The sequence below is a fragment of the Gemmiger sp. genome, from assembly GCF_036306485.1.
GTDB lineage: Bacteria > Bacillota > Clostridia > Oscillospirales > Ruminococcaceae > Gemmiger.
Window position 1 is genome coordinate 1 of record NZ_JAXJZK010000039.1, and the last position, 6,193, is coordinate 6,193.

Genomic DNA, 6,193 nt, shown 5'->3' on the forward strand with positions numbered 1-6,193 from the left:
CGACTTCCGCTGGGACATCGCCGTCACCCCGACCCCGCCCCTCAAGTCTGCGAGCGTCTACGTCGCCTACACCGACGCGGGCTTCTCTGTCTACTACGAAGGAGGTGACGAGTAATGGCAAACCTGTGGCTCGACCTGAAGGGCCCCATCCTCGCCGACACCGTCTACATCGGCGGCACTCTCGTCGCCAAAGACGTGACCATCGCGCTGCCGGCTGTCACTCCCGTGACCGCTGACTTCAAGGCTATGGGAACCTACACCGCCCCCATCCTCGGCCAGATCGAGGCTATGGAGGCATCCATCACCAAGATCGGCATCGACCTCGGCCTGCGGAACATGATGAAGCTCGAGAGCAAGACCATCGAGATCCGCTGGGCTCAGGACGTCAAGCAGGCCGACGGCTCCACAAAGACCGAAGGCTGCAAGGCGTTCCTCCGCTGCGTCTCTAAGGGCATCCCGGGGCTCTCCGTGGATCCCGGCAACACCAGCGAGAACGAGGCCACGTTTGCCGTGAGCCGCTACCAGCTCTACGTCGGCGGCGCTGAATACTGGCTGATCGACCAGCTCAACACGATCCTGCGCGTCGGCGGCGTCGACTACGCCAAGGACATCCGCAGCCTACTGTAACCTGAAGGGCGCCGCGCCTATGCGGCGCCCTCTGTTTATCGAAAGGAGACGCACCCAATGAAGAACACCATCAAGCTCGACAACCCTGTGCAGATCAACGGCAAGAGCTACAACGAGCTGACCTATGACATCAGCGAGATCACCGCACAGGCGTTTGCTGAAGCTGACGCCAGAAAGCTGAGCGCCAGCGGCTCCAAGAATGGCAACGCAGCCGGCGCGGCCGAGCTGGACTACGGCCTGCACCTCTACCTCGGCTTCGCTGCCGTCATCGCGGTCAACCCTGAGATCGACATCTCCGACCTCGAGCGCGTCCGCGGCTACGACGTTATGAAGATTATGAGGATCGGCCGGGATTTTATTTCCGGGAAGTCGGAGGAACCCTACACCCCCGACAGCTCCGACGCGCAATCCGAGACTACGCCCGAGCCTTCCACACGTCGACGCGAGACCTCGGAGAGCGAAGGCTGACCGACTTCCTGACCGAATACGGGGAGGCCGTCGAGGAGGCCAAGCGGCTCCAAGCGAGCCGGCCGACTCGTGCGGCCAACTTTAAGAAACCCCACATCAGAAGGCGATAAAAAAGCCGCCGAGCAAATGCCCGGCGGCAGGTCATCACCGTTTCCAACTTCGGCAACGGTTACAGCCATGCGCATCTAAAAGCGCAGTAATTTCGTCATCTGGAAAACGCAGAGAGAGCGAGCTCCCTGCCATAGTCACAGCCGCGACAAACTCAGAGCCCTGCGGAATATCGACAATCTCGTCACGGTCGGGGTCATAATAGGGCACCGTTTCAAATTTCCTTGTGAGGTAAATGTAGCTTTTCTTTTTTACGCTCTCCAGCCGCTCGCTCATAACTGCAACAGCGACATCCGGGACGAGCTTCAGCACATCGCCACCAAGGGTATCAACGCACCACGCGACCAAATCGGCCTGTTTTGCGTTTTTCTTGAAACCGGCAGCACCAATCCCGTCCAGACGTGCGACGAGTTCGTTGCGCTTCAAAAAGCTAAGGGCAAGAAACGGATCATCTACGCGAACAACAAGCCCCTCGCGCTCCAGTTCGGCAACGGAGTCGCAACGACGCGAGCAAGCGGCGGGGCGTTTGTCGTAAATAATCTGTTTCATTATCGCACGAAGTTCCTGCTGTGAGCCTGTGGCTGTTCGCTCAATGCTCTCGACCACTTTAGTCAGTGTTTGGTTATTCATATAGTGACCTCCTTTTAGTCATCTTTGGGATAATTATACCTGACACCGAGCCACAAAACAAGGAGGTGAAAAGATGGCACAAAGCAAAACGATGGAGGCCGTTGTCAGCATCGCCGGCATGATCGACCCGAGCCTCGAAAAAGCAATCAAAGGCGCATCGAAGTATGTCGACGGGCTCGGCAAAAAGCTGAAAACAGGTGCCATCGCAGCGGCTATTGCCGCAATCCCTGTGGCGACAGGCAAGGCAGTCGTCGAGGCCGGAAAGTACATGAAGGATCTCGGCGCGTCCTTCGATGACGCGGCTGATGCTATCCGCATCGGAACCGGCGCCACCGGCGACGCGCTGGATGGGCTTCTGGATGACTTCGACGCCGTCTACAAGAGCGTCCCGACCACAATGGAGGACGCCAGCAAGGCGATCGCAGACTACAACACCCGCCTCGGCCTCACCGGCCCGCAGCTTCAGGAGATCTCCAAGCAGGCCATCCAAGTGAGCGATATGCTCGGGGACGACCTCGGCAGCGTGATCGAGGAGTCGAGCCAAGCCTTCCAACAGTGGAACATCGACGCCGACGACATGGGCGGCGCTATGGACTACATCTTTAAGGTCAGCCAGAGCACGGGTATTGGCTTCACGGATCTGATGGCAGATATGCAGAAGTTCGGCCCGCAGCTTCAGGAGATGGGCTACTCCTTCGAGACGGCGAGCGCCCTGATGGGCCAGCTCGACAAAGCCGGCGTAAACACCGACGAAGTGCTCGGCGCCATGAAAAAGAGCGTCGCCACACTTGCCAAGGAGGGCATCAGCGCCAGCGACGGGCTCGCCATGTACTACGAAAAGATCAAAAACGCCGGGACGGCCGCAGAGGCCGCCAGCATCGCGTCGGAGATCTTCGGTACAAGGGCGGGCTCCACGATGGCCGCAGCGATCCGAGACGGCTCTCTGGCCGTCGCAGACCTGACGGCTGAGCTGCAAGAAAACGGCGAGACAATCGCCGGCGCAGCCGATGACACCTACGACTTCGCCGAGCGGCTTCAGGTTATGAAGCAGGGGCTCGAAGTGGCCCTCAAGCCTATGGCGAACACTGTGTTCGACGGGCTCAACAAGTTCATGCCGACCCTGCAAAAGCTGATGGAGCAGATCACCCCGGCCATCTCAAAGGCGGTCGAGGCTGCGGCCCCGTTTGTCGACGAGTTCCTGACCGGCGCGGCCGACGCCCTCGAGGAGGTTCTGCCCCTGATCTCTCAGCTCGCGGCCGACCTTCTGCCTGTTCTGACGCAGCTAATGAGCACTCTGCTCCCGCCGCTTCTCAACCTTGTGCAGACGCTCCTCCCGCCACTCATGCAGATCGTCTCCGCGATCCTGCCGCCTATTGCCAGCCTGCTCGCCACCGTGCTCCCGATCATCACGCAGATCGTCAGCGCCGTGCTGCCTGTGCTGGTGAGCATCATCTCGAGCCTGCTGCCGGTCATCACCCCGCTGCTGGAAGTAGCCCTGCAAATCGTCAACAGCGTCATCATGCCGCTGCTTGATCCCCTGATGCAGCTCGTTCAGGCACTACTCCCCCCGATCCTGAGCCTGATCGGCGCCATCACCCCGCTACTGACTCCGCTGCTGTCTATTCTGGAGCCCATCGCCAGCGTGCTCGGCACGATCGTCGGCTGGGTATCGAAAATTGTCAGCTTCGGCTCCGGCGTCATTTCCAAGATCGCCGGCCTGTTCGGAGGTGGGGGCGGCGGCAGCGCGTCCGTCTCTGGCTATGCGACCGGCGGCTTCACAAGAGGCCCGTCCATCGCTGGCGAGGATCCGCGCTACCCGACCGAGGCGGTCATCAGCTTCAACCCTGCATACCGCTCGCAAAACCTGTCCTACTGGGCCGAGGCGGGCCGGATGCTCGGGGCATCTGACGGCGAAAGCGACTACGAGCTGCTCAGCGGCGGCTCCGGCACCGCTGTGGTCTACGACCTGAGCGGGCTGTCCTTCTCCCCACAGATCAAGATCGATGGCGACACCGACGAGGACGCCCTGATCCGAAAGCTCCGCGACCTCGAGCCGGAGTTCATCGACTTCATCCTCGAGGCACTCAGCAGAAGGGAGGGCGGCGCCTATGTCACAGCAGACAGTCGGCTTTATTGATTATGTGGCGCAGGGCGGCGACACCTTCGACAGCATCGCGCTCGTCGCCTATAACGAGGAGCGCATGGCGAGCACCATCATCGAGGCCAACCCCGACCTCAGCGCCGTGCTGATCTTCGAGGGCGGCGAGGCTGTGCGGATCCCGATCGTCGAGACCGTGGAGACGCCGGAGACCCTGCCGCCGTGGAGGAGGTGACGCCGTGAAGATCCTATACGAAGGCGTCGACATCTACCCGGACGTCAGCGTCCACCGCTGCTATCACGATATGTACGCCGAAAAGCAGAGCGACGAGCTGCTTCTCAAACTCAACGACACCCGCGAGCTGTGGGACTCGTGGAACCCCAAGAAGGGCGACACCATCGCCATCGAGGACGGCGCTGCCAAGACGGGCAAAATGTTCGTCGAGAGCGTCGTCCCCGAGTCCGGCATCATCACCCTGCGGGCCTATTCCGTCCCGCAGTCTGCGAAGGATAAGCGGAGCAAGTCATGGGAAAAGGTCAAGTTCCTGCAACTGGCTCAGGAGATTGCCGGCCGCCACGGCCTGACGCTCGAGACCTACGGGATCACCGACCAGACCTACGACTACGTCGAGCAGAACAACCTCGCAGACTTCGCATTTTTTCAAAACCGCTGCACCCTCGAGGGCGCGGCGTTTCTGGTGTATGACGGCAAGCTGGTCGTCTACGACGAGGCGCACATGGAAAGCCAGCAGCCCGTCGACACCATCACCATCACCCCGGCCAATGACTTCGAGTACCGCGACGAGGGCACCAACGCCTACGGCTCGGCCGAAGCCGTCAACGGCGGTCTGACCGGCACCTTCGCGGCCCCGAACGGCGGCGACAAGGTGCTGCGCCGGATCCTACCCTTCCGCATGACTGACCAGAGCGAGGCCGACCGCTTCGCCAAGGGCCTCCTCCGGGACGCCAACAAAAACGCGACCGTCGGCACCCTCTGGACGGGCTCGCTGCTGCGAGACTATGCGGCGGGATCTGTGGTCACGCTGGCGACCGAGGGCGTTAAGTCGTGGGACGGCACAGCCTTCATCAGCCGGATCCGGCACGACTACGTCAAGACGCGGAGCAAGCTATACCTCCGCAAGCCACTGGAGGGATATTGATGAACAGCAACAACCAAATGATCCAGAAGGGCAAGATCTCCAGCGTGGAGGGAAAGGCAGACAGGAACGGCGACAAAACCACGGCCAGAGTGCTCCCGAGCACCGCCGACAGCATGGTCACACGGCCGCTGACGATCCCGTGGTATCTGCGCGGAGAGATGGGAAACCTGACCCCCGGCACAGAAGTCGCCTATGCTATGTTCGAGGACGGCACCGGCATCATCCTCTCCCGCATGGACGGAGAGTGGGACGGTATCGTCCCGGGCGACATCACCGTCAAGAAGGGCGCGCTCACGATGCAGGACAAGGGCATCAGCGTCCCGTCGGCAGACGTGACCGCCACGGGCATCAGCCTGACCGGCCACACCCACACCGACAGCATGGGAGGCGGCACTTCTGGCCCGCAGTAAGGAGGGATAGACATGGCCGTCATGGCATCATGGAACGGCAAGACGTGGGGCGTCTCCAGCCAGAGGATCGCCGCCCTGAATGGCGTCTCCTCCAGCGTCGAGCTCGACACGGAAAACAGCGACGACAAGGCCGGATCCCCGGCCACCAAGACCAAGGCGCTCAAGCTGCAAAGCATGAGCTTCGACTTCGATCTGGCGTCTGCCGTGGGCGGCGACGCCCGGGGAGAGTTCGAGTCGTGGACGTCGCTGGTCGGGCAGTACGCCCCCTTCTATCTGGCCGGCCGGCGCTTCGGCCCGGCCAATCTTCAGCTCACCGGCGTCAGCCTCTCAGACACCACACTCGACAACCTCGGCCGGATCCTGAAGGGCAAGATCACGATCAACCTGACGGAATACGCCGAGGAGGCCAGCAGCAAGAAGGCCGGCGCAGGCGGCTCGAGCAAAAGCTCGTCCGCGGCCGGCGTATCGTCCTCTGGCGGCGTCGGCCGGCGTCTGAGCGCCGTCACCGTCGGAGCATCCAGCAGCGACAAGGCTGCGAAGAAACCCAACAACGCACAGCTCAAGTAAAGCGAGGTGATCCCATGAAAGCATCCGGCAACGGAGCGCCCGAGATCTGTGTGCAGAACCTCCTCAAGACCATCCGCGGGGAGGTGCCCTATGAGCGCATCAAAGGGATCGACCGCACGCTGATC

At 61.5% G+C, this 6,193-nt stretch carries 8 protein-coding genes; 7 read left to right on the forward strand and 1 reads right to left on the reverse strand.

What is annotated here, in order from left to right; all coding sequences use genetic code 11:
• Positions 1-114: 114 nt before the first annotated feature.
• Positions 115-627 (forward strand): phage major tail tube protein, encoded by a 513-nt coding sequence (locus U0L91_RS08005; protein WP_033121175.1) that lies wholly within the window; start codon positions 115-117, stop codon positions 625-627.
• A 57-nt stretch (positions 628-684) separates the two neighbouring features.
• Positions 685-1,095: an early nodulin 20 (N-20) gene (locus U0L91_RS08010; protein ID WP_330045897.1), complete on the forward strand. Its 411-nt coding sequence runs from the start codon at positions 685-687 to the stop codon at positions 1,093-1,095.
• Between the two features lie 144 nt (positions 1,096-1,239).
• Here U0L91_RS08010 and U0L91_RS08015 read toward each other — a convergent pair whose 3' ends face one another.
• On the reverse strand, positions 1,240-1,833 hold the full coding sequence (locus U0L91_RS08015) for a hypothetical protein (protein WP_330045898.1): 594 nt from the start codon (positions 1,831-1,833) through the stop codon (positions 1,240-1,242).
• Positions 1,834-1,906: 73 nt separating this feature from the next.
• Here U0L91_RS08015 and U0L91_RS08020 point away from each other — a divergent pair, with 73 nt between their 5' ends.
• Genes U0L91_RS08020 through U0L91_RS08040 form a run of 5 tightly spaced genes read left to right on the forward strand, consistent with a single transcriptional unit; the run spans position 1,907 to position 6,068 of the window.
• Entirely contained in the window at positions 1,907-3,970 is a 2,064-nt protein-coding gene (locus tag U0L91_RS08020; RefSeq protein WP_330045900.1) for a phage tail tape measure protein, read from the forward strand.
• Entirely contained in the window at positions 3,942-4,166 is a 225-nt protein-coding gene (locus U0L91_RS08025; RefSeq protein WP_330045901.1) for a tail protein X, read from the forward strand. Before U0L91_RS08020 ends, U0L91_RS08025 begins: the two co-directional genes overlap by 29 nt.
• Positions 4,167-4,170: 4 nt before the next feature.
• Positions 4,171-5,091 carry a phage late control D family protein gene (locus tag U0L91_RS08030; RefSeq protein WP_330045902.1) on the forward strand — a complete coding sequence of 307 codons (921 nt, stop codon included), beginning with the start codon at positions 4,171-4,173 and terminating at the stop codon, positions 5,089-5,091.
• Complete coding sequence (locus U0L91_RS08035; protein ID WP_020989844.1) at positions 5,091-5,501, forward strand: hypothetical protein; 411 nt, start codon at positions 5,091-5,093, stop codon at positions 5,499-5,501. Before U0L91_RS08030 ends, U0L91_RS08035 begins: the two co-directional genes overlap by 1 nt.
• Before the next feature lie 12 nt (positions 5,502-5,513).
• Positions 5,514-6,068 (forward strand): hypothetical protein, encoded by a 555-nt coding sequence (locus U0L91_RS08040; protein ID WP_118761591.1) that lies wholly within the window; start codon positions 5,514-5,516, stop codon positions 6,066-6,068.
• The last annotated feature ends 125 nt before the right edge of the window (positions 6,069-6,193 follow it).